A 23,518-nucleotide genomic window follows, 5' to 3' on the forward strand; every position below is an offset into this window, starting at 1 on the left:
GTTAAGGACTGTGGACCACGACCCGCTGAGCACCACCTTCGCCGCCTTGGCCGACCCCACGCGCCGCGCGATCCTCGAGCGCCTCGCTGACGGTGACGCCACGGTGGGAGAGCTCGCCGAGCCGTTCGCCATGAGCCTGCCAGCCATCTCCAAGCACCTCTCGGTGCTCGAGCGGGCCGGGCTGGTGGCCAAGGACCGGGACGGCCAGCGACGCAACTGCCGCATCACCGCCACCCCACTGCAGAGCGCAACGTCGTGGCTCGAGGAGTACCGCCGCCACTGGGAGGCCAACCTCGACCACCTCGACGCGTACCTCAACCGCCTCCAGGGGACCGCGTCCCCCACCAGCACCAGCGCCGGATCCACCCCCGTCACACCCACCCAGGAGAACCAGCCATGAGCAACGCAGCCGACACCCACGAGCGCGCCACCGTCACCCGCGACGGCAGCCAGGTGGTCATCACCCGCACCTTCGCCGCTCCCGCCGCCCTCGTCTACGAGGCGATGACCACCCCCGAGCACATCCGCCAGTGGTGGGGTGCCGGGCACGGGGAGGTCACCGTCTGTGAGGTCGACCTGCGGGTCGGCGGCCGTTGGCACTTCGCACAGACCACCCCCAGCGGCGACGAGGTCTCGTTCTCCGGCGAGTACCGCGAGCTGGACCCGCCGGGCCGGATGGTGCACACCGAGGTCTTCGACACCATCCAGAGCCCGGAGTCGGTCATCGAGTCCACCCTCACCGAGCACGACGGCCGCACCACCCTGCGGGCCGTGATCACGTACGACTCCCCGGAGACCGTCGAGATGGTGTTCGCGTCGGGCATGGAGACGGGCATGAACGACTCCTACGACGCCCTCGAGAAGGTGGCCCAGGCCCTGGCCGCCTGAGACGTCAGCGGCTCAGGCGCCGCGCACCACGAGGCGTCCGGTGCTCTCGCCGGCTCCCAGCCGGGCGAGGGCTGCGGGCGCCTCGTCGAACGCCACCTCCTGCGACACCACCGGGCGCACCAGACCGGCGTCGGCCCACGCCACGAGCTGGTCGTGCGCCGCAACGGCGACGCCGTGGTCGCGCTGGAGGTAGAGGCCCCAGTGCAGCCCGAGGATCGAGTAGTTCTTGACCAGGGCGTGGTTCAGCGCAGGGGCCGGGATCGTGCCGCTGGTGAAGCCCACGACCACGATCCGGCCCTCGAACGCCACCACCTTCGTCGAGGCGTCGTAGGCGGCGCCGCCGACCGGGTCGAAGACGACGTCGGCGCCGGCCCGCCCGAGAGCATCCTTGAGGGCGGTCACGAGGTCACCCGCGGAGCGGTCGACCACCGTGTCGGCGCCAGCGGCCCGAGCGACCTCGGCCTTGGCCTCGCTGCCGACGACCGCGACCACCCGCGCCCCGAGCGCCGTGCCGACCTGGACCGCTGCCGTGCCGACTCCCCCGGCCGCCGCGTGCACCAGCAGGGTCTCCCCCGCACGCAGCGCGGCGCGCCGCACGAGCCCGACGTATGCCGTCTGGTAGCCGATCGTCAGCGTGCTCGCCTCGGCATCAGGCAGGGCGGCCGGAGCCGCGAACGTCCCGGTGGCGGGCATGAGGCACTCCTGCGCCAGTCCACCGTGTGGCACCGCCGTCGTGCCGACGACCCGGTCACCGACCGCGAAGCCGGCAACGCCCTCGCCGAGCTCGAGCACCTCACCACAGACCTCCACACCGGGGGTGAAGGGCAGGTCAGGACGCACCTGGTAGTGCCCACGCACCATGAGCACGTCGGGGAAGTTGAGCGCCGTCGCCAGCACCCGCACCCGCAGGTGGCCCGGCACGACCTCAGGAGCCGGCGCCTCGACGGCGCGCATCACGTCGACCGGCTCGCCCAGAGTCGGGACGTTCCAGGCCCTCACGCGCGCCCCGACGGCGTCACGACGCGGTGCAGGGCAACCACGGACTGAGTCGTATCACGGTGCTGCACTAGAGGTTTCCACCCAGGGTCACGCCGCCATCGACCACGAGCGTCTGTCCGGTCACCCAGCTCGCATCCGGCGACAGCAGGAACGACACGGCTCCTGCGATGTCCTCGGGAGCCCCCAGCCGCTTCATCGGGTAGGCCGCCGCGACCTTCTCCTCGCGGCCCTCGTACAACGCCTGCGCGAACTGGGTCTTGACGATCGCCGGAGCCACCGCGTTCACCCGCACCGACGGGCCGAGCTGGTACGCCAGCTCGACGGTGAGGTGGATCAGCGCGGCCTTGCTCACGCCATACCAGCCGATGGAGCCGGTGGCCCCCAGCCCGGCGATGGACGCGACGTTGACGATGGCCCCCGGACGGTCGCCCTGGCCGAGCCCGGCCGCGATCGCCTTCTGGGTCCACGAGAACGCGGACAGCACGTTGACATCCATGATCTTGCGGGCGACGTCGAGCGGGGCGTCGAGGATGGGCCCGTAGACCGGGTTGATGCCGGTGTTGTTGACGAGGTGGTCGAGTCCGCCGAACGCCTCGTGGGCGAGCCGGAGGACCTCGTCCTGGTGCGCCTCGTCAGCGGCGTTGCCCGCGACGGCGAGGGCCTTGGACTCGCCGCCGAGCAGCTCGACCGCCTCGGCGAGGGCCTCGGGCTTGCGCGCCGTGATGACCACGCGGGCACCCTCGGCCACCAGCTTCTGGGCGATGCCCAGGCCGATGCCGCGGGAGGCACCGGTGACGATCGCGACCTTGCCGGCGTGGACGCCCTGGCGGTCAGGGCGCGGCGCGGCGCTGTCGGGAGCCACGTCAGAGGCCCAGGTCGCGGCCGATGAGCTCCTTCATGATCTCGTTCGACCCTGCCCAGATCTTGGAGACCCGGGCATCGCGCCAGGCACGCGCAACGCGGTACTCGTTCATGAAGCCGTAGCCACCGTGGAGCTGGACGCACTCGTCGAGCACGTCGTTCTGGACCTCCGCGGAGAACCACTTGGCCTTCGCGGCGTCGACGGCGGTGAGCTTGCCCTCCGCGTGGGCGGCGATGCAGTCGTCGACGTAGGCCTGGGTGACCTCGAGCTTGGTCTGCAGCTCGGCCATCTTGAACTTGTTGTGCTGGAACGACCCGACCGGCTGACCGAAGGCCTTGCGCTCCTTGGTGTAGGCGACCGTCTCACGGAAGATCTGGAAGGCGTGGGCGGTGTTGGCCACCGCAGCGCCCACCCGCTCCTGCGGGAGCCGCTGCATCATCGAGATGAAGCCGAGGCCCTCTTCGCCGAGGCGGTTCGCGTCCGGCACCTTGACGTCCTCGAAGAAGAGCTCAGAGGTGTCGGCCTCCTCCTGGCCGACCTTGTCGAGCTTGCGACCACGGCTGAAGCCCTCCATGCCGGCCTCGACCATGAACAGGGTGATGCCCTTGGCACCCTTGGACGGGTCGGTGCGGGCGGCGACGATGACCAGGTCGGCCTGGTAGCCGTTGGTGATGAACGTCTTGGAGCCGTTGAGGACCCAGTGGTCACCGTCGCGGACGGCGGTGGTCTTCAGGGCGGCGAGGTCGGACCCACCGGACGGCTCGGTCATGGCGATGGCGCAGATGAGGTCGCCGTTGGCCATGCCGGGCAGCCAGCGCTCCTTCTGCTCCTGGGTGCCGAGGTCGACGATGTAGGGCGGGCACACGTCGGAGTGGATGCCGAAGCACGAAGACACGGCGAAGTTGAAACCCGCGATCTCCTCGGCAGCGATGGCGTTGAACCGGTAGTCCTCGGCGCCGGCACCCCCGAACTCCTCGGGGATGTCGAGTCCGAACAGGCCCTGCTTGCCGGCTTCCTTCCAGATGTCACGGTCGACCGACTTCACCTCGAGCATCTGCTCGGCACGCGGCTTGAGCGTGCGCTCGACGAACTCGCGGACCGAGCTGCGGAAGGCCTCGTGATCGGGACCGTAGATGTTGCGGGGCATGGCTCTCCTTGACGATGACACCGGTGACGCTGGACCGTGGCGACGCTGAAGTGAGGTTAGTAAGCGCTTGCTTAGTGTCCGATGGCTGGGGCATGCTGTCAACCATGTCCAGCCCCGCGCGCCACGTGGAACCCGAGGCCTCCGTCGACCCCGCGGCCTCCCTCGACCCCGCGGCGTCCATCGACCCCGCGGCGTCCATCGAGCGCGTGGACACCGCCCACCGGCTGCTCGAGGCGGCGGCCGAGGCGTTCGCCGACCGGGGCTTCCACGCCACCACAACGCGTGACATCGCCTCACGGGCCGGCCTGTCCCCCGCCGGGGTCTACGTGCACTTCGCGTCCAAGGAGGAGCTGCTCTACCAGCTCAGCCGCGAGGGACACGTGGCAGCTCGCGACATGCTGCTCGCCGCAGCGGAGGGGGCGTCGTCCCCCACCGAGGCACTGCGGGCGATCATGGGGCGGTTCGCCACCTGGCACGCCGAGCACTTCCGGGTCGCCCGCATCGTCCAGTACGAGTTCGCGAACCTGACCCCGGAGCACCGCGACGCCGTGCTCGCGCTGCGCAAGCAGATCGACGCGGTGGTGCGCGACGTCGTCACGGCCGGGGTGGCCAGTGGTGAGTTCAGTGTCGACGACGTGCCCGACACGACGTTGGCCCTCATGTCGATGGCCGTCGACGTCGCCCGCTGGTACGACCCGGAGATCAAGCGCACCCCCGAAGCCATCGGCGCGGCCTACGCAGACCTCGGGGTCCGCCTGGTCACCGCGCGCTGAGCGGCTCGACCTGCCTGACCACCTCGGCGACGAGGTCGTACGCGGCATCGTCCGTGTCGTTGCCCATGCCGAGGAGCACCGTGTCGATCCCGGCCTCCGACAGCCGCCCGAACCGCTCCACCGCCTGGTCCACCGTCTGCACCGGCGCCCGCGACGTCGAGTCGCCCTTCCCGTCCTTGGCCAGGGTGACCCGCGCCAGGCAGGTCTTCTCGATCTCGGCGTAGTCGCGGCCCAGGTCGTCGCAGTGCTGCCGGATGACGTCCAGCTTGCGCGGGATCCCCTCCGGCCCGAGCCCGAGGTCGAACAGGTTGCAGGCGTCCGCGTACTGCGCCACCAGCCGGAGCGTCTTCTTCTCGCCGCCACCGCCGATCAGGATCGGGGGGTGGGGTCGTCGCAGGCTCTGCGGCACGTTGAGGGGCCGCTCGAGCTGGTAGTGCTTGCCGGCATACGGGCTCTCATCGCCCTCCCACATCTGGAGGCAGATCTGCAGCGTCTCCTCGAGGCGCTCGAACCGCTCCCGCGTGCTGGGGTAGGGCACCCCGAGCCCGCGGTGCTCCTCCTCGTTCCACGCCGCCCCGATGCCGAGCCAAGCCCTCCCACCCGAGAGCACGTCGAGGCTGGTGACGGTCTTGGCCAGCACCCCCGGGTGGCGGTAGGTGACGCCGGTGACGAGGGTGCCGAGCTCGATCCGGCTGGTCTGACCGGCCGCGAACGCCAGGGCGGTGTAGGCCTCCACCATGTCGAGCTCGGACGGCCCGATCACGTGGATCTGGAAGAAGTGGTCCATCACCCAGAGGCTGGCCAGCCCGGCGTCCTCCGCGTTGCGGGCGATCCGCCCGAAGGTGGGGCCGATGGAGGCTGGTGCATCCGGCCAGGAGAAGTACGAGACCTGCAGTCCGAGGCGCATGGTTGCATCCTGCACACATCTCGGGATCGATCACAAGGTCGTTGGAGCGTCGTGGGACCACAAGGAGATTGGTGTGTCGGTGCAGCCGCCAGGCAGCGCGAGGACCGGTCAGTCGCGGGTCAGCTTGCGGTAGGTGACGCGGTGCGGCCGGGCCGCATCGGCACCGAGGCGCTCGATCTTGTTCGCCTCGTACGACTCGAAGTTGCCCTCGAACCAGTACCACTTGGCCGGGTTCTCTTCGTCCCCCTCGTAGGCGAGGATGTGCGTCGCCACGCGGTCGAGGAACCACCGGTCGTGGCTGATCACGACGGCACAACCCGGGAAGTCGAGCAGGGCGTTCTCGAGCGAGCCCAGCGTCTCGACGTCGAGGTCGTTGGTCGGCTCGTCGAGGAGCAGCAGGTTGCCACCCTCCTTGAGGGTGAGCGCCAGGTTGAGGCGGTTGCGCTCGCCACCGGACAGGACGCCGGTCTTCTTCTGCTGGTCGGGGCCCTTGAACCCGAACTGCGACACGTAGGCCCGCGAGGGGATCTCGACCTGGCCGACGTTGATGTAGTCGTGGCCGCCGGACACCGTCTCCCAGAGGTTCTTCGCAGGGTCGAGTCCGCCACGGCTCTGGTCGACGTAGGAGATCTTGACCGTCTCGCCCACCTTGACCGAACCGCTGTCGGCCTCCTCGAGGCCGACGATGGTCTTGAAGAGCGTGGTCTTGCCGACTCCGTTGGGGCCGATCACCCCCACGATCCCGTTGCGCGGCAACGTGAACGAGAGGTTGTCGATCAGGACGCGGTCGCCGAAGCCCTTCCTCAGGTCCTTGACCTCGATGACCGTGGACCCCAGGCGCGGACCCGGCGGGATCGCGATCTCGTCGAAGTCGAGCTTGCGGGTGCGGTCGGCCTCGGCGGCCATCTCCTCGTAACGGGCGAGGCGGGCCTTGGACTTCACCTGGCGGGCCTTCGCGTTGGACCGGACCCACTCCAGCTCTTCCTTGAGTCGCTTGGAGAGCTTGGCGTCCTTCTTGCCCTGCACCTGGAGGCGGGCCTGCTTCTTCTCGAGGTAGGTCGAGTAGTTGCCCTCGTAGGGGTAGGCGCGGCCGCGGTCGAGCTCGAGGATCCACTGCGCGACGTTGTCCATGAAGTACCGGTCGTGCGTCACCGCGACGACGGCGCCGTGGTAGGCGGCGAGGTGCTGCTCGAGCCAGAGGACCGACTCGGCGTCGAGGTGGTTGGTCGGCTCGTCGAGCAGCAGGAGGTCGGGCTTCTGCAGGAGCAGCTTGCACAGGGCCACCCGGCGACGCTCACCACCCGAGAGCACGGTCACGTCGGCGTCCGGCGGCGGGCAGCGGAGGGCGTCCATGGCCTGCTCGAGCTGGGAGTCGAGGTCCCAGGCGTCCGCGGCGTCGATGGCCTCCTGGAGCTTGCCCATCTCCTCCATCAACGCGTCGAAGTCTGCGTCGGGCTCGGCCATCTCGGCGGAGATCGCGTTGTAGCGGTCGAGCTTGGCCTTGATCTCGCCGGCGCCCTCCTCGACGTTGCCGAGAACGGTCTTCTCCTCGTTCAGCTCCGGCTCCTGCATGAGGATCCCCACGGAGTAACCGGGCGTCAGCCGGGCCTCACCGTTGGATGGCTGGTCGAGGCCGGCCATGATCTTGAGGACCGACGACTTGCCGGCTCCGTTCGGACCGACGACGCCGATCTTGGCGCCGGGGTAGAAGGAGAGGGTCACGTCATCGAGGATGACCTTGTCGCCGTGGGCCTTGCGGGCCTTCGACATGACGTAGATGAACTCGGGCATGGGGGCAAGGCTATCCGCCGGTGCCCCCACGCCCGAATCCGCGTCAGACGGTGGAGAGCTCCCGGCCGCCGTCCTGGCGGGGCACCTCACCGGTCGGCTCGACGGCCACCTCGTAGTCGTCGGTCTCGGGATCGTGCTCCCCCGGGGTGCGCCGACCCGCGAGGTCGCCCGGGTCGTAGGAGGCGAAGTCGTCCTCGACGACGATCGGCTCGCCCTCCAGGGCAGCCATCGCGTCCTGCACGCCCTCGTCGGCCATCCGGTCCTGGGTGTCGAGCTGGGCTCGCGACACCCGGGTCAGTGACGTGGTGCCCCAGCTCAGGTCGTGTCCGACGCTGTACGCGTCGATCTCCACCGAGGTCGCGTGCGAGTTGTCCTGCCGCAACCACTGGTTGACGCGCAGCCGGCCGTAGACAACGATACGATAAGTAACCATGGCGAAGCAGCAGCGCGAGTGGTGCGCATACGTACGAGTGAGCAGGGTCGGCGGGCGCAGTGGAGAGTCGTTCCACTCCCCCGATGAACAGGAACAGGCGGTGCGCCGCGCGCACAACGTGGTGCGGGTCTTCACCGACCTCGACGTCTCGGGCGCGGAGTTCTCGCGAGAGGGTCTGGACGCCGCGCTCGCGTGGGTGCATGAAGACCCTGACCATCGCGGCATCAGCGTCTACGACATCGACCGCCTCGGGCGCGACCTGATCGAGTCGCTGCTGCTCGTGCGCTCCTTGCAGGACATCGGAGTACCGGTCACGGTCAAGGGCGACGAGGTCGAGACGCGCTCGGCGGACGGCATGCTCAAGTGGGGCATCCACATGAGCATCGCGGAGTCCTACCGCCTCAAGGTCGGCGCACGCTGGCGGTCGGTGGGCGCACGCCGCATCGAGGCGGGCCACCCCAAGAACGGCAACCCGCGCCTGGGCTACACCAAGAACGACGTCAAGCGGTTCATAGTCGACCCTGTCACCGGGCCGGTGCTGCGTCAGTGCTACATCGACTACATCAACGGCGTGGGCTTCACCAACCTCGTGCAGCGTCTCGCCGACAAGGGCATCCGGTCGACGCGAGGGAACGCCATCGGAGTCGCCACCCTGCGCAGTGCGATGGACTCGGGCTTCGCGGCGGGGCTGATCATCGACAAGAAGACGCAGACGTTCTCGCAGGGCGCGCACGAGCCGCTGCTGTCCGACGAGGAGTGGGCGCGGTACCTCCGTCGGCGTGAGCAGATGGCCGAGCTGCCCTCGCGCTCGCAGTCGCCCAAGTGGTTCCTCGCGAGCATCGTCCGGTGCGGGCTGTGCGGTGGGCGCATGACGATCAACTCGTTCAACGCTCTGCCCTCGAAGTCGCTCGCCGCCTGCGCCAACCGCAACAACGGCGAGGGCTGCACCGGCGTGAAGATGATCCGGGTCGGGATCGAGAACGTCGTCGGCAAGTGGCTCGGCGCACACATCGAGACGCTCGCCGCTCACGCTTACGAGGACAAGAGCCGCACCGATGAGCGCGCTCAGGTGGAGACACGTCGTGACGCCGCGCTCGCTGCGGTGGAGGCTCACGAGCGCAGCCTCGGCAAGTTGACCACCCTCTTGGCCACGGACGTGATCGACCAGACGGCCTACAACGCCTCACGTAGCGAGATCGACGCGAACCTCAAGGCCGCTCGCGCCAGCCTGCGAGAGGCGCACCATGCGCTGGACTCCCTCGCGCCCGTCGACCTCGACGTCTACGAGCGGCTGGCCGCAGGGACGGAGGGTATGGACTCCGCCGAGTGGAACCACCTCCTCAAGCGGGTCATCGACAGGGTCGAGGTGCACAAGGACGGGCTGCGCATGGTGCCCGTGGTGGGAGAACCCGTGCAGTTGCCGAGACCGCCTCGCGCGGCCTACGGGAGTCGGTCACGGAACGGCGAGGGCAGGTTTACAAAAGCCTCGCATTAGGTGACCTTATTGCGGGGGTGATATCAAAAGTCCGAGTCCTTTGTGGGCTCGGACTTTTGACATCTGAACAGCGTAGATAGTTCTCGTGCGATTCCTGAGCGTGGAAGGACGCACGCCCTTTCCAGCGCCGCGTAACGTCGTCCTTACCACCACCAACAAGGAGAAATCGTGGACCACTTTGAAATGAACGGTCGTCATATCGTTCGACCGGAAGAGGCGGCAGACCTAATTGGCCTCACGCCACGGCAACTGCTCAACCTCGCACGAGACGGCAAGGTCGAGTCCTTCTGGGTCGGTCGCCAGATCTGGTACTTCGCCGACTCGGTTAATGCAGAGCGGACCGCCCGTCAAGAGCGGGCCGAACGTCGCAAGAAGGTCGCCGCTGATCAGAGATACATCTCGCGTTACGCGGGCAACTGATGGCTGCCTACTACGTCTGCTTCGTGCTGGGTTTCTCGACCCTCGGATACGGCATCGGTAACGCTGTTGCCGAGCGACTAATCAGAAACGTCCCCGCCGCGGCTAAGGACGGGACCGCGACGGGGACGAGTGACTGAACTGTTTCTAAGAGGTGTTAATCAACGCACGCTACGAACATTGAACCAACAGGAAGATAATAACGTGGAAAGCAACAACGGTGCATTTGCACCAAACGATCTATGGCACGTCGGAGACACTGTCATCCGTGACCGCTGCCCGAGCGTGACGGTTAAGAAGTGCACGCCATTCGTGCGACGCATGGTCAACTGGCGTAACACCCACGAGCGCCCGGCCGACCAGTGGATCTGCTACAACGTCAAGAGCCGTCACGGCGTGAACCTTGATGATCTCGCCCGCGCGGTCCACCCCGACCGGGTCTACGTGGGCAACGGCTGGCACCTCATCGAGCGCAAGGACGCGTGGCGTCTCGTTGCTGCGTTTGATGCGATGGGCGAGATCCGCGCTCTCACGTTCATGCAGACTGAGGATGTCTCGGACGGTGCAGCGTGAACGTGGCTCCATCCGGCGGAGTGCCGGTATCTACCAAGGACCGACAGGTCGTCCTTGAACGGACGATCCACGAGGTGAAGACCGTGAACAACACGGTGCCAACTCTGTTCCTCTCGAAGAGCGCGCTCGTCACCGTGTTCGACGGCTCGATCTTCTACGTGGCCAAGCCCGCTCAGTTCAAGGGTTGGTGCGTTCGTAATGGCGTGACATTCGTGAACCACGAGGGCAACAACCAGTTCGCCCCCGACGACGTGTCCGCCATCTGCGTCCTCGATACCCCGATCTGGGGTCACCACCTGCCTCGTCTCAACTCCATCTCCACGCTGCCGTTCGCCCACAAGGACGGGTCCTTCGTCTCGACCTTCGGCTACGACAAGGAGACAGGGGTCTACTGCACGGACACAAAGGTGGGTGCATTCGCCCACCTTGTTCCCGAGGCCCCGAACCAGGAGAACGCACGGCTTGCGGCGAAGTGGCTGCTCGATGAGGTCTTCACTGACTTCCCGTTCGTCTCGCAGGCCGACAAGGCCAACGCCCTTGGCCTCCTGCTCAGTGCGCTCACGCGGTATATCCACAACCGTCCCAGCCCGCTCTGGGGCGTTACTGCGCCTGACGCAGGAACGGGTAAGGGTCTGCTCACCGCAGTCCTCTCGATGATCCTGCAGGGCACCACGCCTGAGATGCGCACGCTCTCCAGCAGCACGGAGGAGCAGCGCAAGGCCATCACGGGCGTGTTGAAGGACAGCGCCAACCCTGTCGTCGTGTGGGACAACATCGAGACAGGCTCGAAGGTTCGGTCATCGGTGCTCTGCATGCTGCACACAGCGGACTCATGGTCTGACCGCGTCCTCGGCACCAGCAACAGCGTTGAGTTCGCCAACGACCGGATCTGGATCGCAACAGGCAACAACATCGGGCCAGCCGACGACATGGTGCGGCGATGGGTGCAGATCCGCCTCGACGCGGGCGTCCCGCACCCTGAGCAGCGCAAGGGCTTCAAGCACAGGGACCTCAAGGCATGGGTATTGGAGAACCGGCACACGGCCATCGCCGCGCTGCACACCATGATCAAGGCCTGGCACCTTGCAGGGCAGCCACGACCCACAGAGAACACCCCCGTGGTCGGGGACTACCAGCCCATCGTCAACACGGTGGGAGGCATCCTCAACTTCGCTGGCATCGACGGGTTCCTCATGAACACGGACGACGTGCGCGACGAGGCTGCTGCTGGGTCGGACGCAGAGGTTTCAGAGGACTTCCTGCACTGGCTCTACGGCGCTATGCCGCTGGCTGGGTACGAGCTGTCGGGGTTCAACGCCCAGCAGGTCCAGAAGGCGATCCAGAAGATCGACGGGGCCTTCTCGGCGAACCTGACTGACGTGCCCCTACCTCAGCCGATTGCCGAGAATCTGAGCAAGGGCAGCACTGCCACCTCAGTGTCGATCACGGCGTGGCTCGCCTCTCACGAAGGCCAGCGCTTCGGCTACGAGGGCTTCAGGGTCGTGAAACTGAAGAACAAGGTCGACAGGCGCGCGGCATACGCCCTCACTGTCGAGGCCACCACTGTCGATCTACACCCTCTGGTGGCTCAGAGTGCAACCAGATTGGAGGCCTAAAGCGAGGTTGCACAGGATGGTTGCATCGGTATAGCTGCAGGTCAGAGCGTTAATAGGCTACTTAAATACAACCATACAACCATTACAACCACTTACAGCCCTAAGCATGACCTGTAGTTAGATGGGATATCCGGAAAACAGGTTGCATTGGTTGCATGGTTGCACAAGACCACTTCTGACCTCGATAAATACCAAAGGCAACCACTGATGTAACGACAACCATTGCTTGCATCGACACCTGACATTGCCGTACTTCACAGCGACGCACTTGTAAACCACAACGCGTCAAGGAGTACGACCCATGAACCACCAAGAGCAAGCGCACCTGTGCGACCAGTGCAGACGAGTAATGATCGACCTCAACTGGATGATCGTCTGCCCTACGGCAAAGCCGCCAACAACACAACAACACGGCCAAGAGAAATAAACATGTACATAGATATTGAGGCTCGATACGTTACGACTTCGACCACAAACGATAAGGACAAGAAATGAAGTACACAAAGGCGGCCCTCGTGGCAGCAATTGCGCTGGGACTATCCGCCTGTGGTGGTAGCCCTAAGGCGGCAACACCAACACCGACTGTCACCGTGACAGCAGCACCTACTACCACCAGGGCGCCTGACACTCAGGGCTACCTCATCTACCTCCGCTCAGGAAACGTCGAGAACGTGACGGCGTTGGATACCAGCTATGTGGAACTCGGCATGGCTGTCTGTGAGTGGCGCGACAGCGGCAAGAGCAGGGACGACTACGTGACCCTTGTCCGCGCCAATGGCATCCAGATTATTGACGCCTTCGTCATCTACGACGGAGCCGAGAAGTACCTCTGCTCCTGATCCACCCGCTCTACCAAACGACACAGCGACGACCCACTCAGAGAACGAGAAGAAGGAATCGCTGTGATCGACAACAAGATTGACTCCGATGTAGCCATCCTCGCGGCGCGAGCGCGAGAACTGGCCGAGAACGTCGAGGATGCCACGCTGGTCCTAGAACTGGCTGAGTACGAGTATCGCGTCGCCTGTGACCGGCTCGTGGCTCTGGTGATGGGTGGCCGTGGCTAAGGACCACCGCAGTCTGTGGCAGGGCAAGGTGGTGCAGGACGCGCGCAAGTACTGGCGCGCCCTGCTCCCCCTCCCCTGCTACCGCTGCGGTCTACCGGTGACCACCGATATGCGGTGGCACGTCGACCACCTCGTTGACCTGGTCCGAGGTGGTGACCTACTCGACCGCAAGAACCAGTGGCCGAGCCATGGGCCGTGCAACGAGCGGGCTGGTCAAGCGACGGCGCAAGAAAGAACGCGCGCCCGAAAGAATGGCGAACAAAAGATTAGAAATTGGTTGACATAGAGACTTTTTGGGAGAGGCACCATAACCCTCTCGTCTTCCGCGAAAGTTTTACTTATTCTTAGAGAGAGCAGTTGTAAATGCAAGCCGTTCCCCTCCATCTGTCCCCGACTCCGGACGATGTCGATCTATCCGAAGCGCTCGATGGACTGAGGGCGCTCGGGCAGACACCTACGCCGCAGCAACTCAACGTGGCGCGTGTCCTGTGCGCACTGGACGGGTCTGGAATGCCTCTCTACCCGGAGACGGGTATCTGTATCCCGCGCCGCTCCGGCAAGTCCAGCGCCATCTGGGCCGTTGCCATCGGCCGCTGCATGAACCGTGACGACTACATGGTGGTGGTCACGGCTGCGACCGGCCTCGCGCTCGACAAGTACGCCAAGGGCATCAACGCCACGCTCGACAAGTTCGACCCTGACCCTGACCACCTGCGCCGCAAGTTCTACAAGGGCGCTGGGCGCGTCCACTGGGAGTGGACGAACGGCTCGCAGTTGTGGATCGTCCCGCCGCGCGAGAACTCCTACCGAGGCGACGCCGCCGCGCTGCTGATCTTCGATGAGGCGCAGTCCCACGACCCCGAGACCAGCGACGACCTCGTGGCCGCCGCTGAGCCGCTGACCGACACGGTCCCTGAGGCGCAGCTGATCGTCGCCGGGACGGCTGGCTCTGTCCGAGCGGGCATGTTGTGGGGACAGCTAGAGGCCGGGCGAAACGACCCGTCTCGCAAGGGGATCGTGGAGTACGCCGCAGAGCCGGACGCCGACCCTGAGGATGACGCAACCCTGCTCGCCGTTCACCCAGGCATCACGAGTGGTCTCACGACGCTGGAGAAGATTGCTGGGCGCCGACTGAAGATGTCGCTGCCCGCGTTCGCCCGTGAGTACTGCGGACAGTGGCCCGAGTCCGGATCAGTTCGTGCAATTGACATCGACCAGTGGGAGAAGGCGGCAGGCGAATTCGCTGAGCGGCCCGAGCACTTCGCCCTTGGCTTCGAGGTGAAGGCGTTCACTGGGGACACGACTGCTGTGGTTGCCGCGTGGCGCGATGAGAACGGTGTCGCGTGCATCGAGGTCTTGGCTCATCGGGCAGGCTCTGACTGGGCACCGAGGTTCGTGCATGACCTCGTGAAGAAGCACCGCGTTCAGTGCCGCCACGACATGTCGTCCAGCAATGTAGATGTTGCCGATCGGCTTTCGCGTGAGCCCGCGACGCGCAGCCGCGTAGCACCGACCAGCGCCAAGGACACTTCGGGCTCACAGTCACGGCTAGAGCGCGAGATCAGAAACGGAATGCTCCGTCACGCTGACCAACCGTCACTAAACGCGGCGGTCGATGCTGCCGTTTGGAGTCCGCAGGGACACCGTTCTGGACGCTATCTCAGAGCGCGCGCATTCACGGATGACATCACTCCTCTGATTGCTGCGGCGCAAGCGCTGTGGGCATTCGACCAAGCAAAGGAAAAGGGTGCACTGCTAAGCGTGGTGCAAGTGGGTTAAAAAGGCCGCGTATATTTAGTACTGACTGAGCGACGCATTTCCCTTTCTTTAGGAGCGTCGCTTGAACTGGCTCGGAAGCCTCTTTAAGGATGTCGGTGGTTATCCGACGTCCGATGTGATGGGCTCCCCCACTCAGGGCATCCGTTCTCCGTGGGCGACCACGAACCTTCAGCCGGTCATCCTCGCCGACATCTTCGGCACCGCAGACCTCGTCCCTGTCACGCGCGCTGAGGCGATGTCCATCCCGGCCATCAAGAAGGGCCGCAACCTCATCACGGGCAACATCGCCCGCCTGCCACTGAAGGCGTACCAAGGCGCTGATGAACTAGCCGACCAGCCGACGTGGCTCTACCGCACGAACGGGCAGACGCCTCCGCAGCACCGCATGCGCTGGACTCTCGATGACCTGATCTTCTCCGGCTGGGCGCTGTGGGTCGTTGAGCGCGGCGCGGTCGGCCAGATCATCGACGCGGTCCGAATCCCGCCGCACTCGTGGGCGTTCGACAAGGTCGGCAACGTCCTCATCAACAACCAGCAGGTGCCCTCGGACTCCGTGATCCTGTTCTCCGGTCCTGACGAGGGACTGCTGGCCAACGGCTCCCGCACGATCCGCACCGCCGCCGACATCGAGCGGACTGCCGCGATCCGGGCATCAAACCCCATTCCGATGATGGCGCTCAAGCAGACCAATGAAGATCAGCTCGACCCGAGCGAGGTCACGTCCGTAGTCAACGACTGGGTCGTTGCCCGTCAGTCCAAGACCGGCGCGGTCGGCTTCCTGCCCTACGGCCTCGACATCCAAGAACTCGGTGCTGGCGGCGCTGACTTCATGATCCAGGCGCGCAACCAGATCGCCATCGACATCGCCAACCTGCTGTGCCTACCGGCGTCAATCCTCAACGGCACCACCGCTACTGCGTCACTCACCTACACGACGCAAGAGGGCTCACGCGGCGAACTAGTCGACTTCGCCCTCTCGATGTGGACCGACTGCATCACGGCCCGCCTGTCCATGGACGACTGCGTGCCGCGCGGCACCCGCGTTGGTTTCGACCTGTCGTTCCTCACCACCACCCCACCGCCCACCGGCGGCGTACCAGTTCAGGACTGACCTATGACCGCTCCCATCCAACTCGCCGGATCGCTGATCGCCAGCGATGCGGAAGACCGCATCCTCAGTTACCTCCTGCTCCCCTTTGGCGAGGAAGGTCGCACCTCCGTTGGCCGCGTCAGCGCAGCCAAGGGCGCGATCACGATTCCCGAAACCCTGATCGCCAACATGGAGCACGACGGCACCCGCCCGGTCGCTCGCTCGACCTCAGTCGCAGAGACGGACGCCGGCATCGTCGCCACGTTCCGTGTCCTTCCGACGAACGCAGGCAACGACCTGCTGATCGAGGCGCGCGAGGGCGTGCGTACCGGCATCTCCGTCGAGATCGACAACCCGACCATTCGCTCTGGCGCACTCGTCGCAGGCGAACTCACTGGCGCTGGCTTCGTCACGCGCCCCGCCTTCCCTTCCGCGCAACTCGTTGCGTGCGACTGCGGAGACGACCCCACAGACACCTCCGATGACGATGCGGCGCTCACTGTTCCGTCGTCGGAGGAACCAACTTCTGAGGCAGACGCCGAAGAGGTCACCCAAGAAGAAGAGAAGGAAGTAATGGAAAACACCAACGCGGCGGCACCTGCCGATCTCATGGTGGCATCGCGCGGCGGTGCTTCCAACGAGGTCACAGTTGTTGGCCCCAATGACGTCGCACGCATGGTTGCGGCGTACCACGAGAGCGGCCGTTCCGACAGCACGCTTCTCGCTGCCCTGTCCGACATCACGCAGACCGGCGTCTTCAACAACCTTTCGGTCCCGCAGTACATCGGTCAGCTCTGGAACGAGCGCACCTACCAGGCCAAGTACACCGGCCTGATCGGTCACAAGGACCTGACTGCCATGAAGATCGTGTCGTGGAAGTTCGACAACCTCCCGGTTGTTGACGACTACGCCGGAGACAAGGCATCGATCCCGTCCAACGCTGTCACCACCTCCGCCCTCAACGAGACGGCTGCTCGCCTCGCTGCTGGCTGGGACGTGGACCGCATCATGGTCGACTTCCCCAACCCCGAGTTCTGGGCTGCGTTCTTCGCTGCTGCGACCGACGACTACTCCCGCAAGATCGACGCCAAGGTGCTCACCCGCCTGAAGGCCGACGCGGTTGCAGTCACAGGTGCAGGCGCTGGCCCGGTCGCCAAGTTGATCAAGGGTGCTCGCGCACTCGACGGTCAGAACGTTGGTCTTCCGACCTACGCCATCATGGGCTGGGACCTCTACGAGACCTACCTCTCGACCACGAACAACAACGTGGCGGTCTTCCTCTCGCAGGCTCTCGGCATCGACGCCGGATCCTTCGAAGGATTCCAGATCGTTCCCACTGAGGACGCTGGCGTTCTCGGCAAGGTGCTCGTCGGAACCAAGGCGTCGCACACCCTGTTCGAACTGCCGGGTTCGCCGATCCGCGTTGACGCTCTCGACATCGCTCGTGGTGGCGTGGATTCTGCATTGTTCGGCTACTACGCCATTGTGTCCCACGGCAAGGGTCTGGTCTCGGTCGCATGAGCCTCGTGGGCTGGGTGACAACAGAGGAGGTGCGTCTCCACTTCAAGGATGACGTGCCGCTGGATGATGACGTCCTCACGTCTCTACTCCAGGCTGCGTATGAACTTTGCAGCGCATACGCACCTCAGGTTGTCCCCAGCCCACTGCCCGAGCGATGGAAGCTCGCGCAGATGACTCAGGCAAAGAATATGTGGGACGCCGACCGCGAGTCGGGCGACGGCCTTGGTCCGGATGGGTTCGCAATCCGAGTCTTCCCAATGGACTGGAAGGTCAAGAACCTTCTCCGTCCGAAGCGGGGTCTGGGCTATGTCGGGTGACTTCACCTCAGTGCGTCAGGACGTCGCCAACATGCTCACGGCTGCTCTCGGTGCGGGCTGGCTGGTCTTCCCGTATGCCAAGTCGTTCAACCAACTCAACCCCGGCGTCGGCGTCATCGTCGTCAGCCGGTCCAAGGTCGCACCGGCTGGTTCCGGTCTACGCACGAACACGATGGAAGTCCACGTGATCGAGCCGACGACTGACCCAGCCACCGCGGAGGACGCGCTAGAAGCCCGGCTGGACGCCGTGCTGGATGCGTTCGATACGAGCGACTTTCAGGCCCTCGTCGGTGACGCAGACCGCGCCATGTACCCCGTCGGCGATTCGTCCAACCACTCCTACGTAGTCAACCTCTCCGTTCTAACTCGAAAGTAGAAAGCAAATGGCAAACATCGTTCCCGCACCGTTCACGCTGAAGGACGCAGTCCTCACGCTTGACGGCAACACGTATGACGGTGTGGACGGTGTGACCTTCACGCCCGACACTCCTGTCAACACATGGAAGAGCATCACCGGCAAGGTGTTTCAGGACATCGGCGTCACCGCCTGGACCTGCACCATCGACGGTGTTCAGGACCACGAGACCGCGAACTCGCTGTCTCTGAAGTTCCTGTCCGCCACCTCGACTCCGGTGACCGGCAACTTCAAGCCGAAGGGCAGCGGCACGAAGTCCTACAACTTCTCCGCCGTCCTGCGCCCGACTCAGATCGGTGGCAAGGCCAACGACTGGGCGACGTTCTCGGCTGAGATCGCTCTGTCTTCCGGCCCGACTCCGATTCCGTAAGTGCTGCGCGTCGGCGACTCTCGCGAGTTGCAGGCTGCGGTTCTCGCAATGAAGGCGATGGACCGCAGCCTGCGCTCTGACGTCAACCGTGAGACGCGCTCGATGGCTGGACCTGTCTGGAAGCAGGAAATCCAGTCCCGCGTGCGGACACCGATGGACACACGAGTCCTCGCCAAGGGCGCGGCCCTACGAGCCGGAAACCCACCCGTGCTGGTCGCCGCTACGAGCAACCGCAAGTTGCGCGGAGGCCTCGTCCCGGGCAACGACTGGAAGTGGTTCGAGTTCGGCGCGAACCGCAACAAGACCAAGACCTACTCCCGCCGCTCGAAGAACGGCGGCAAGCACCAGGTCACCCGACACACCGCGCGTCAACTGCCCGCCCACCAGAAGGGCGGACGAGTTGTGTTCCCAGCGGTCGCCGACATCGCACCACGCATCGCGAGCCTCTGGGTTCAGACGGTGGTTCGCAAGGTTTACGAAGCATTTGGAGAAACGAGCTAGTCAATGGCAATCAAGATCCCGCTCATCGCGGACGTCGCCAACTTCCTGCGCGGTACGCGGGACGTTGCTGACGCTCTCGATGATGTGTCGGGTGCCCTTGACGATCTAGGCGACGAAGGCAGCCGCTCTACCGACAAGCTAGAACGCTCGCTCAAGGATGCGGCCGACGCCGCTGACAAGGTCGGCAAGGAGTCCGACGGCGCATTCGACAAGTTGGCCAAGAGCAGCAAGAAGGCCGACGACAGTGTCAGCCGTGCCAAGAAGGGCATGGGCGACTTCAAGGAAGAAGCCGCTGGCACTGGCCGTGAGGCTGCCGCGTCCATCTCTAGCGTGGGCGACTCGGCAGATGCCGTGCAGGAGACACTCGCTAATGCGCTTGGCGGGTTCGGTCCCGCTGGTGCTGCCGCTGGTGTCGCACTCGCGGCGGGCTTCGGTATTTTCCGCGCGAAGGCTGAGGAAGCCAAGGCAGCCGTAAAGGAACTGGCCGGTCAACTGATCGAGTCGGGCGGCAAGTTGGGCACCGACGACATCTTCTCGAAGATCGGCACGGCTGCCACCGAGGGCCAACTGAAGTCGATGATCAAGGACGCCAAGGACCTCGGCATCGCCACGAGTGATCTGGCCGTGGCGTTCTCGGGCAGTTCAGCCGACATCTCTAAGTACATCGACGGCCTCAAGGCCCAGCGCGACGCACTGCGCAACACCGACGAGGCGCAGGCGCAACTGCGTGAGAACGTCAAGTCCGCCGGTAGGGCGTGGGCGGTCTCGACCAACTCGGTGAGCGGCCAAGACCTCGCCCACCAGAAGCTCATTCACTCCCTCGAAGGCTTCTCCGAGCAGGCACGCAAGGCCGAGGAAATCCAGCAGCAGTTCAAGGACCTCACTGGCGTCTCGCTCGACACGGTTCAGAACTACGAATCGGCGATCCAAGACCTCGCAGGGTCCAACGACGACCTAGCCGACGCGACCGAGACCGCCGCCAAGCGTCAGGCCGCCGCGACAAAGTCCACCAAGGACTCGTGGGAGGACTACAAGGACACGGCGATTGCCTCCATTGACGAGGTCATCGCGGCGCAAGAGCGTGACATGAAGGCCGCGCAGGAGTTCGAGGACAACGCGACCAAGGTGTTCAAGGCCGTTGGGCAGGCAGGTGTCGACTGGGCTCTCGCTCAGGGACCCAACGCTGACAAGGCAATGGCGCTACTCGCGAACGCTCCGAAGGCCAAGCAGGCCGAGGTGGTCCAGAACTACAAGACCATCGGCTCGCAGTCCGGTCTCGCACTCGCACAGGGTCTCACCGGGCAGGCGCCCAACGTCGTGAAGTCTGCTCGCGAGATTCACGAGGACGCGGTCGCCGCACTGACCCACCGCATCAACATTCCCGTTGGCGTTGATGGCGCATACGTGTCCCGCTCAGTCCAGCAGGCATGGCTCGACGCTGACCGCTACTTCCGCAGCCACCCAATCACCATCCGCACCAAGCGCGGAGCCCATCCAGATACGGACATCCCGTGACCACGCTCGCCCTCACTCCTCAGCCGACCACGGCGTCGGTCCTGCTGAGCATCACCGGCACGCCGCTCGACCTCGGGCAGCCGCTCGTTGAGCAGCGCCGCAACCTCGTGCCCAACCCGTCATTTGAGGTCAACACCACCGGCTGGGCGGCCAACACTGGGACCCCCACTCTGGCCCGCATCACGACTAGCTTCTACAAGGGCGTGGCCTCGCTGCGCTTCACAGCGACTGCTGCTGGGTTCATGCTGGCGACCACACCGACGGGCACGAGCGGAATGCCTGTGGTGGCCGGACAGAAGTACACCGTGAGCGCCTACGTGCAGGCAGCCACCACAGGACGCATGTCCACGGTCGGCATCTACTGGTACACCGCTGCTGGCGCTGCCATTAGCAACTCGTTCAGCGGCTCTACGGACTCAGTGGGTTCATGGACGCGGCGGTCCTACACGCTGACCGCTCCGGCTACCGCTGCTTTTGCAGCGGTAGGAGTCAGCTTCGACAACAACATCATCGGTGAGCAGCACTATGTCGACGCGGTCATGCTGGAGAAGTCGGGCTCGCTGGGTTCCTACTTTGACGGCGCATCCACGCCAGCCAGCGGCTACGAGGCCTATGCCTGGACCGGCACCGCCAACCAGTCGGCGTCGACCTACTCCACACGACTCGCGGCTGACGGGCCTGTGACGGTAACTCGCACTGACGCCAACGGGACAAACCCGGTTCGCCTGCGCGACGGCCAGAAGCCCATCAGCGGCTCGATGACGGTCGTGGACAACGAGGCCGCCCTGACTGGCACGCTGCGGTACGACGTGCTCGACTCCGCAGGGGTAACCACCACCGCCAGCACAGTGCTGAACGGAACCACTCCTGTCCTGCACGCCGTCGCGCTGCCGCAGTACCGCTCAGACCTCGCCCTCGTGACCGGCTACAACGCACGTCGAGACAGTGCAGCCACGGTTCACGAGGTGGTCGGCCGCGCTGATCCTGTGGTGGTTCAGTCAGGTGTATCTCGTCTACGTCAGGGCCGGCTAGAACTGTGGTGCGCGACTTTCGAGGACGCGCTCGCGCTTCAGGCGGTCTGCTCGACAGGTCGATTCCTCATGCTGCGCCAGCCCACCTTCGCGGGCATGGACATGTACCTGCACTGCAACAGCAGCGAGGTCAACCCCGAGAACACCGAAGCGGCCATCGGCTGGCGCTGGTCTGTGTCGTGCGACTACGTCGAGGTTAAGTCGCCGTCATCGTCGCTGCTCGGCGCAGCAGGCTGGACGTACTCCGACATCCCCGCCACATACGCCACCTACTCCGCGCAGCGCGCCGCCTTCGCGTCCTACGCCGCACTGGCGGTTGGTCCGTGAGCACCCTTCCGTTCGACTCCTCTGTAGCCACGCTGGTCAAGGGACCACACGGGCAGTCGTTCCGCGCTGTCGCCGTCACCAGCGGCGGGAACATCGCCCTCGACGTCACGGGCGGCTCGCTGGATTGGGACGAGACGCGCGCACCCCGCGTGGCAGGCACGCTGACCTGCGCGGTCCCCGACGCACAGGCGACCATCGACCTGCTAGACCCACGCGCCTTCGTGCGCGTCCAGTGCTTCGTCGGCTACCGCCTCGATGACGGCTCGCTCAACGAGCAGATGGTCGCGGATCTCATGCTGCGCGAGCGCCGCGTCAGCCGTCCCGACAACGAGATGACCCTGACGTTGCGGTCAGACGAGTGCCTGGTCATCGAGCGCGGCGAGGGCTGGTACCGCTTCGGCCAGTCCACGTTCACCGCGACAGGTGCGGGACCACAGATCAAGCAGTGGATCCTCGACGCTCTCGCGTACGGACCCGCCGCAAGCGCCACCGTGATCGACGCACTTCCCGCGACAGGGCCGATCCCCGGCGTCACTGTCGCCCGTGACTACTGGGACTCCATGCAGGAGATGGCTCAGGCCTACGGCGCTGACATCTACGACAACGGCGACCGGATCTTCCGCATCACCCAGCGGAAGTTCGTGGCAGCCGAGTCCAACGCCTCCCTGACCGTCGGCGTCAACGGCACCATCCTCGCCAGCGAGGCCAGCGCCAGCCGCGACGACTGGGCGAACGACGTCACGATCATCTACTCGTGGACCAACGAGGCCACCGGCGTCGAGAACCGGCTCGTAGGGCGGTCCTTCGTCACTGCTGGCCCGTACCTGCCCGCCACTGCCGGGTACCACGTCTCCGTCGAGGAGCGTTCGACTCCGACCACGCAGCTGCTCGCTACGGCCGCCGCGCGGACCCGCCTAACCCGGCTCCTGTCGCGGGCTCGCTCGTTCTCGGTCAGCGCGGTCGCCATGTGGTGGCTGCGCCCCGGAGACACGGTCACGGTTCAACTGCCGACCGGCTCGCAAGAGCGACACATCGTCTCGTCGGTGTCCTTCGACATCGAGAGCGCCCGCATGACGGTGGCCACAAGGCTCCCTGACAACGCATCAACGATTGGAGAATGACCATGCCCACCACACCGACATACGGGCTGCCTTACCCCGCACCTGACGTCACCCCTGACGTTCCGTACGACATGCAGAAGGTTGCCGAGGCAGCCGAAGCAGCGATGCTGACGCTCGCCGCAGCGCCATCATCCGACGCCACCTACCCCAAGGCGGCCGCCGCAGTCACCACCGAGACGGTCATCGACCGCGTCACCATCGCGTCGGCGACCTACAACCGGCGTGCCCTCGTCAACGGCAACGCCTACGCTGTGGCCGCGACCGCGATCATCCAGGCCGACTACATCCTCTATGCGTCCCTCAACGGCGCAGCGTTCGCCCAGATCGGCTACGGACGCGAGAGCCTTGGAATCGGCCTGCCGACTGCGCTCACGGCATCGGGCAAGATCGACATTCCATCCGGCCAGTCATGCGTCATCGAGATCCGCGTCAACCGCTCCAGCGGTACCGGCACGCTGACCACCTCCGTCAGCAACAACTTCACCAACACCAACGTGCTGCTTGTCCGGCAGTGAGCGACCCGATCTACCGACTAGATTCACGCAGAGAAACGCCCGAGCCAT

Annotated in this window: 26 protein-coding genes; 20 read left to right on the forward strand and 6 right to left on the reverse strand. The window is 65.2% G+C overall.

Annotated features, from left to right (window positions below; translation table 11 throughout):
• The first annotated feature begins 10 nt into the window (after positions 1-10).
• Both AC1DX8_RS16925 and AC1DX8_RS16930 read left to right on the forward strand, forming a co-directional pair.
• Positions 11-400: an ArsR/SmtB family transcription factor gene (locus AC1DX8_RS16925; protein WP_477631191.1), complete on the forward strand. Its 390-nt coding sequence runs from the start codon at positions 11-13 to the stop codon at positions 398-400.
• Positions 397-888, forward strand: a complete 492-nt coding sequence (locus AC1DX8_RS16930) for an SRPBCC family protein (RefSeq protein ID WP_477631115.1) — start codon at positions 397-399, stop codon at positions 886-888. Before AC1DX8_RS16925 ends, AC1DX8_RS16930 begins: the two co-directional genes overlap by 4 nt.
• 12 nt (positions 889-900) lie before the next feature.
• Here AC1DX8_RS16930 and AC1DX8_RS16935 read toward each other — a convergent pair whose 3' ends face one another.
• The 3 genes from AC1DX8_RS16935 to AC1DX8_RS16945 all read right to left on the reverse strand — a co-directional run bounded on the left by AC1DX8_RS16935 (position 901) and on the right by AC1DX8_RS16945 (position 3,896).
• Entirely contained in the window at positions 901-1,887 is a 987-nt protein-coding gene (locus AC1DX8_RS16935; RefSeq protein ID WP_477631116.1) for an NADPH:quinone oxidoreductase family protein, read from the reverse strand.
• Between the two features lie 67 nt (positions 1,888-1,954).
• Positions 1,955-2,749: an SDR family oxidoreductase gene (locus AC1DX8_RS16940; protein ID WP_477631117.1), complete on the reverse strand. Its 795-nt coding sequence runs from the start codon at positions 2,747-2,749 to the stop codon at positions 1,955-1,957.
• A 1-nt stretch (position 2,750) separates the two neighbouring features.
• Positions 2,751-3,896: an acyl-CoA dehydrogenase family protein gene (locus AC1DX8_RS16945; protein ID WP_477631118.1), complete on the reverse strand. Its 1,146-nt coding sequence runs from the start codon at positions 3,894-3,896 to the stop codon at positions 2,751-2,753.
• Positions 3,897-4,000: 104 nt separating this feature from the next.
• Here AC1DX8_RS16945 and AC1DX8_RS16950 point away from each other — a divergent pair, with 104 nt between their 5' ends.
• Positions 4,001-4,669, forward strand: coding sequence for a TetR/AcrR family transcriptional regulator (locus AC1DX8_RS16950; RefSeq protein WP_477631119.1), 669 nt, complete (start codon positions 4,001-4,003; stop codon positions 4,667-4,669).
• On the opposite strand, the gene AC1DX8_RS16955 is transcribed toward AC1DX8_RS16950, so the two are convergent.
• From AC1DX8_RS16955 to AC1DX8_RS16965, 3 genes are all read right to left on the reverse strand, one after another.
• A complete protein-coding gene (locus tag AC1DX8_RS16955) occupies positions 4,656-5,576 on the reverse strand; it encodes an LLM class F420-dependent oxidoreductase (protein ID WP_477631120.1) in 921 nt (306 codons plus the stop codon). The genes AC1DX8_RS16950 and AC1DX8_RS16955 overlap by 14 nt on opposite strands.
• Positions 5,577-5,684: 108 nt before the next feature.
• The gene (gene ettA / locus AC1DX8_RS16960) at positions 5,685-7,367 is read right to left on the reverse strand and encodes an energy-dependent translational throttle protein EttA (protein ID WP_477631121.1); all 1,683 of its coding nucleotides are present in this window, start codon (positions 7,365-7,367) and stop codon (positions 5,685-5,687) included.
• Positions 7,368-7,410: 43 nt separating this feature from the next.
• Positions 7,411-7,800, reverse strand: a complete 390-nt coding sequence (locus tag AC1DX8_RS16965) for a hypothetical protein (RefSeq protein WP_477631122.1) — start codon at positions 7,798-7,800, stop codon at positions 7,411-7,413.
• On the opposite strand from AC1DX8_RS16965, the gene AC1DX8_RS16970 reads away from it, so the two are divergent.
• From AC1DX8_RS16970 to AC1DX8_RS17050, 17 genes are all read left to right on the forward strand, one after another.
• Complete coding sequence (locus AC1DX8_RS16970; protein WP_477631123.1) at positions 7,799-9,295, forward strand: recombinase family protein; 1,497 nt, start codon at positions 7,799-7,801, stop codon at positions 9,293-9,295. The two genes, AC1DX8_RS16965 and AC1DX8_RS16970, sit on opposite strands and share 2 nt — an antisense overlap.
• A gap of 168 nt (positions 9,296-9,463) precedes the next feature.
• Positions 9,464-9,715 carry a hypothetical protein gene (locus tag AC1DX8_RS16975; RefSeq protein ID WP_477631124.1) on the forward strand — a complete coding sequence of 84 codons (252 nt, stop codon included), beginning with the start codon at positions 9,464-9,466 and terminating at the stop codon, positions 9,713-9,715.
• Positions 9,716-9,916: 201 nt separating this feature from the next.
• The gene (locus AC1DX8_RS16980; protein WP_477631125.1) at positions 9,917-10,285 is read left to right on the forward strand and encodes a hypothetical protein; all 369 of its coding nucleotides are present in this window, start codon (positions 9,917-9,919) and stop codon (positions 10,283-10,285) included.
• Positions 10,282-11,901, forward strand: coding sequence for a hypothetical protein (locus AC1DX8_RS16985; RefSeq protein WP_477631126.1), 1,620 nt, complete (start codon positions 10,282-10,284; stop codon positions 11,899-11,901). The genes AC1DX8_RS16980 and AC1DX8_RS16985 overlap by 4 nt, the downstream gene beginning before the upstream one ends.
• 491 nt (positions 11,902-12,392) lie before the next feature.
• Positions 12,393-12,740 carry a DUF732 domain-containing protein gene (locus AC1DX8_RS16990; RefSeq protein WP_477631127.1) on the forward strand — a complete coding sequence of 116 codons (348 nt, stop codon included), beginning with the start codon at positions 12,393-12,395 and terminating at the stop codon, positions 12,738-12,740.
• A gap of 63 nt (positions 12,741-12,803) precedes the next feature.
• Positions 12,804-12,968, forward strand: a complete 165-nt coding sequence (locus tag AC1DX8_RS16995) for a hypothetical protein (RefSeq protein WP_477631128.1) — start codon at positions 12,804-12,806, stop codon at positions 12,966-12,968.
• A gap of 363 nt (positions 12,969-13,331) precedes the next feature.
• Positions 13,332-14,747: a hypothetical protein gene (locus AC1DX8_RS17000; protein WP_477631129.1), complete on the forward strand. Its 1,416-nt coding sequence runs from the start codon at positions 13,332-13,334 to the stop codon at positions 14,745-14,747.
• A gap of 118 nt (positions 14,748-14,865) precedes the next feature.
• A complete protein-coding gene (locus tag AC1DX8_RS17005; protein WP_477631130.1) occupies positions 14,866-15,858 on the forward strand; it encodes a phage portal protein in 993 nt (330 codons plus the stop codon).
• 3 nt (positions 15,859-15,861) lie between these two features.
• Positions 15,862-17,358: a hypothetical protein gene (locus AC1DX8_RS17010; protein ID WP_477631131.1), complete on the forward strand. Its 1,497-nt coding sequence runs from the start codon at positions 15,862-15,864 to the stop codon at positions 17,356-17,358.
• Positions 17,355-17,675 carry a hypothetical protein gene (locus tag AC1DX8_RS17015; protein WP_477631132.1) on the forward strand — a complete coding sequence of 107 codons (321 nt, stop codon included), beginning with the start codon at positions 17,355-17,357 and terminating at the stop codon, positions 17,673-17,675. Before AC1DX8_RS17010 ends, AC1DX8_RS17015 begins: the two co-directional genes overlap by 4 nt.
• A complete protein-coding gene (locus AC1DX8_RS17020; protein WP_477631133.1) occupies positions 17,665-18,051 on the forward strand; it encodes a hypothetical protein in 387 nt (128 codons plus the stop codon). Before AC1DX8_RS17015 ends, AC1DX8_RS17020 begins: the two co-directional genes overlap by 11 nt.
• A gap of 7 nt (positions 18,052-18,058) precedes the next feature.
• Positions 18,059-18,460, forward strand: a complete 402-nt coding sequence (locus AC1DX8_RS17025; protein ID WP_477631134.1) for a hypothetical protein — start codon at positions 18,059-18,061, stop codon at positions 18,458-18,460.
• Positions 18,461-18,961 carry a hypothetical protein gene (locus AC1DX8_RS17030; RefSeq protein ID WP_477631135.1) on the forward strand — a complete coding sequence of 167 codons (501 nt, stop codon included), beginning with the start codon at positions 18,461-18,463 and terminating at the stop codon, positions 18,959-18,961.
• Positions 18,962-18,964: 3 nt separating this feature from the next.
• Positions 18,965-20,476, forward strand: a complete 1,512-nt coding sequence (locus tag AC1DX8_RS17035) for a hypothetical protein (RefSeq protein WP_477631136.1) — start codon at positions 18,965-18,967, stop codon at positions 20,474-20,476.
• Positions 20,473-21,834, forward strand: coding sequence for a hypothetical protein (locus AC1DX8_RS17040; protein ID WP_477631137.1), 1,362 nt, complete (start codon positions 20,473-20,475; stop codon positions 21,832-21,834). The genes AC1DX8_RS17035 and AC1DX8_RS17040 overlap by 4 nt, the downstream gene beginning before the upstream one ends.
• Positions 21,831-22,955 (forward strand): hypothetical protein, encoded by a 1,125-nt coding sequence (locus AC1DX8_RS17045; RefSeq protein WP_477631138.1) that lies wholly within the window; start codon positions 21,831-21,833, stop codon positions 22,953-22,955. The genes AC1DX8_RS17040 and AC1DX8_RS17045 overlap by 4 nt, the downstream gene beginning before the upstream one ends.
• Positions 22,952-23,470: a hypothetical protein gene (locus AC1DX8_RS17050; protein WP_477631139.1), complete on the forward strand. Its 519-nt coding sequence runs from the start codon at positions 22,952-22,954 to the stop codon at positions 23,468-23,470. Before AC1DX8_RS17045 ends, AC1DX8_RS17050 begins: the two co-directional genes overlap by 4 nt.
• The last annotated feature ends 48 nt before the right edge of the window (positions 23,471-23,518 follow it).

The sequence above is a fragment of the Pedococcus sp. P2_A3 genome (assembly GCF_056405035.1).